A 3,473-nucleotide genomic window follows, 5' to 3' on the forward strand; every position below is an offset into this window, starting at 1 on the left:
TTCATCCACTTCCTCATTTTGGGAACAATTTGTTCCCGCCACTATGTTGTCAAATACTACAGAACCAGCTATTAGATAATTGACTCGGCGATGGGTGTATCCAAATCTATCACGACAATACTCCTCAAATGTGCGATGAGTATATCTGTATAACCTGCGATCGCGCAACTGAGCCAATGCCTTACCCGCTTCAAAAAACGCCCGTTCTACCTTCCGTTCAAGATGCAAGCGATCGCTAATTTCCTGCTCGGTTAATTCGGGAATTTCAACAGCAGTAACGGTAATTGTTGCTGAAGCTGGGTCTTCTTGCTGGGAAATATCCTCATTTGCAGAGCTAGGTGGTGAACTTGAATCGGTAGATAGAGCAGAGGTGGCTTTTTTGCGTCTAGGAGGTGGTTTAGGCATGATTCCACCTTTTCTAATTCAATGCTATTTTCTGAAAGTCAATTGCAAGGTAGATTTTAAATGTAATAGGTCGCTGAGATCGTTCCACAAAGAAGACAAAGTGGAGGATAAAAGACTCGATAGCAGCAAAATAAATCATCAGACTGTAACTTTCTAAATTTACACTTAAGCCAATAATGGCAAAGCATGAGGCTTTACACTGAGCCGTTTAAGCCTCATCAATGTCCTCCATGTAAATTAAGAAATCACCAGGTTGAGCCTTTAGCTTTTTACAAATAACTTCAACTGTTGTCCTATCGGGATAAATATCTCTATCTCTCCAGAGCCTAAAAGCAGTCGCTCTGGGCAATCCAGTGATTTGCCAAAATTTATTGGCGCTTGGAATCCCTTTTTCTTTTCCAAATTCTTGAATCCTATTCATAAGTCCCATTTAACAAGACTACCTTTAAGCGTAATCTTATTAAAGAGACGTGTCAATAGTTGACACGTCTCATTGAATGAGACATAATATTTATATCAATAGAGAAAGCGCTACCGACCGTCAATCTGAAGCGCTTCCCGTCCCGTTAGGAACTTATTCATTATGACTCACATCATCTACAGCCAACAACAGCTGCACCTGAAATCTATTGCCCGTCTCAAGCAAATCTACAGCGAAATCGGCTGCACAGTCGAAGTAAGCGAAAAACGCTGCAAGGATTCTTGGATTACTGCGATCGCTGAATATCAGTCAAGCAAGATTCAAAAACTCACCCCTGCTGCCCCCGACAACCAAGCCCTCGCTCAAGCCGAACTCGACCATTTCATCACAACGCAAGCCCAAGCCGTAGCCCCCGAACCACTGACAACCGTAGAAATCTCGTTTTACGACCATGAGATATACGCTGATAAGGAACTCATCGCTACCATTACTTACGACCAAGCGGACTTTGTAACCCAACCTTGGGTAGTATTGGTCAATGGACAAGAAGAGTTCCGCCATAACTCTTGGGCAAGATGCTACCGCTACATCCAATGGCATTACCAAGACGGCACACTCTCAGTACAAGAGCAATTAGACCCAGAAGCGAATGACACCAGTGGTAACGAAATCATGGTGCAAATTTTCAATGAATGCGAGAAGTACGGCTTCGATATTTTCGACGATGGCATTTATACCAGCGACGTGAAGCTGGGTGATGTGGGATTCAGTCGAGGTACTTGGTGGGTAGTAGGTGCATCAGAGCAGAAGCGAGTCGCTTGTCAGTCTGCACTTGAAGCAGTGTGGTGGTTAGCAGTGGCACAAACTTCACCCCATACAGAAACGGCTGACTGCGAAGAATTGCTAGACCGACCGTTTGATGAATTGACCCCTGATGAATGGCAACAGTTACGGGAGTATGCGCCAGTTGCAGAAAGTCGGGAGTTAGTAGCGGCGTAATTCTCGCATAGACGAGAGCGATCGCTCTACATTCGCAAATGCAGCGATCGCTCATCAATTACTTACTTGCTTATTAAACTTTTTCCCCATTAAATCAATGCAACCCACAATACCAATTCCCCAACACTGGGCATACCCTCGCTTTGCTTTGGAACAGCGCACAAAACAAGGCATCATTCTAGGACTTCAATACTATCCGAATGGTACTGAATTAGCTGAACAATTCGGTGGTGGCTGGCGCTATGCTCTGATGCCTAAGAAAAATTCTGATGAATTGTTCCACTTTCAGGAGTCTCAAATTAAACCGCTTTCCCCACAGGAATTATTCTCAGAAATCACCGCAGAGATTGAGTTTTACCAACAGCAGATAAATATTCTCAATCGGCAGTTAGCCGCAATGACTGGAGGTATCACAAATGCCTAAGACGGTTGACAACAGCTTTGACCGTAGAGCCAACCAATTCGCAATTCGCAGTTCGCAATTCGCAATTAAAATACTAGGCAAAAATACGCTGGCTCGAATATTAATACTAATTGTTTTTTCAGAATTTAAATTAGGAACTTAAATTTCTGAATGAATTTTCAATACTTCGGTTTTGCTCAATATAAGTTTCGTCCGTCATTGCGAATTGCGAATTGCGAATTGCAAATTGTTTAGTGGTGGTTGTCTTCCTCTGCACCGTTTGCAATTTGAATTCTCCGATTCAGTCATTCAAACACTGTTGGATAGAGAACTGGTGCAAGTGCAGAATACGGGACGGGGATTTTTGTTGGAGATTGCTGAGGATTTTTAAGTTCTTAATTCCAGAGGACACAATCATGAAACTTTACGCTAAGACCATTGCACAGACTTTACCCAATTGGGCAACCACTATTACAACGTGTGCAGATTTGATTGAAGTTGAAATTAACGATAAACACCCTGATTTTCAATCGCTACTTGAAGAGTTAGAAACCGAAATTGAACCAGGGATCATGGGAGTGAAAGCAGAGGATTTATGTTTCCGGCTTGGCATAGAAATGTCTAACCCCAATCTCTGCCAATTACTTGGAACTTGCCCAAACTCTGATATCTCTTATTGCTACGCACCCAGACTACAGGCAACTGCTAGACGAGGGATATAGCCCTGATTTAAACGTTGCTGATTCTCAAACTGCACTGACTTACCTGCAATGGGAGTTAGACCGCAATCGACAACCTTCTATTTAGTAAAGAAGCGATTGCTTGAATATCAGCTTTTCTTCAAGCAATCGTAAAGCACTTAAAGTTTCGTTACAAACCACTAATTATCACACATCCCAACAAAATATGGTTACTGAAATCAAACTAGGTTTATGCAACCCTCCTGATCCCATCTATTTATATGTCAATCAGGGAGAAGTAGACGGAGAATCTTTCGTTTGGTACAAGTTCAATATCAGCCAGGATAAGAAAATCCCTGTTACCCAAAGAGCATTAACTGGGTATTTGTCAGAACTGCGATTGACGACTAAAGGATTCAAAGGAAAGGACAATCGGAAGCTCGATATTGTCGTGAGTGCTGATGAAGTTTATGTCATAAGAAGTGGTGTTGAAACCAACTTCGCTAAAAGCTTTCTTTTCGCTGCATCAGGTATCCAAGATTTTGATAAGCCACTGATTATTGCT

General features: G+C 42.4%; 4 protein-coding genes and 2 pseudogenes. 4 read left to right on the top strand and 2 right to left on the bottom strand.

Features of this window, described 5'->3' with window-relative positions; translation table 11 throughout:
* A pseudogene (locus tag ACEW80_RS09595) lies at positions 1-405 on the bottom strand (hypothetical protein); the annotation flags it as partial.
* A gap of 208 nt (positions 406-613) precedes the next feature.
* Positions 614-826 carry a helix-turn-helix transcriptional regulator gene (locus ACEW80_RS09600; protein WP_334890231.1) on the bottom strand — a complete coding sequence of 71 codons (213 nt, stop codon included), beginning with the start codon at positions 824-826 and terminating at the stop codon, positions 614-616.
* A 162-nt stretch (positions 827-988) separates the two neighbouring features.
* Between ACEW80_RS09600 and ACEW80_RS09605 the strand changes: the two genes are divergently transcribed.
* From ACEW80_RS09605 to ACEW80_RS09620, 4 genes and pseudogenes are all read left to right on the top strand, one after another.
* Positions 989-1,825, top strand: a complete 837-nt coding sequence (locus ACEW80_RS09605; protein WP_373526353.1) for a hypothetical protein — start codon at positions 989-991, stop codon at positions 1,823-1,825.
* Positions 1,826-1,922: 97 nt separating this feature from the next.
* On the top strand, positions 1,923-2,249 hold the full coding sequence (locus ACEW80_RS09610) for a hypothetical protein (protein ID WP_373526354.1): 327 nt from the start codon (positions 1,923-1,925) through the stop codon (positions 2,247-2,249).
* Between the two features lie 395 nt (positions 2,250-2,644).
* On the top strand, positions 2,645-2,950 hold the full coding sequence (locus ACEW80_RS09615; protein WP_373526355.1) for a hypothetical protein: 306 nt from the start codon (positions 2,645-2,647) through the stop codon (positions 2,948-2,950).
* Positions 2,951-3,134: 184 nt separating this feature from the next.
* Positions 3,135-3,473, top strand: a pseudogene (locus ACEW80_RS09620) (hypothetical protein); the annotation flags it as partial.

The sequence above is a fragment of the Nostoc sp. genome, from assembly GCF_041747015.1.
In the GTDB taxonomy this organism is placed as follows: domain Bacteria; phylum Cyanobacteriota; class Cyanobacteriia; order Cyanobacteriales; family Nostocaceae; genus Nostoc.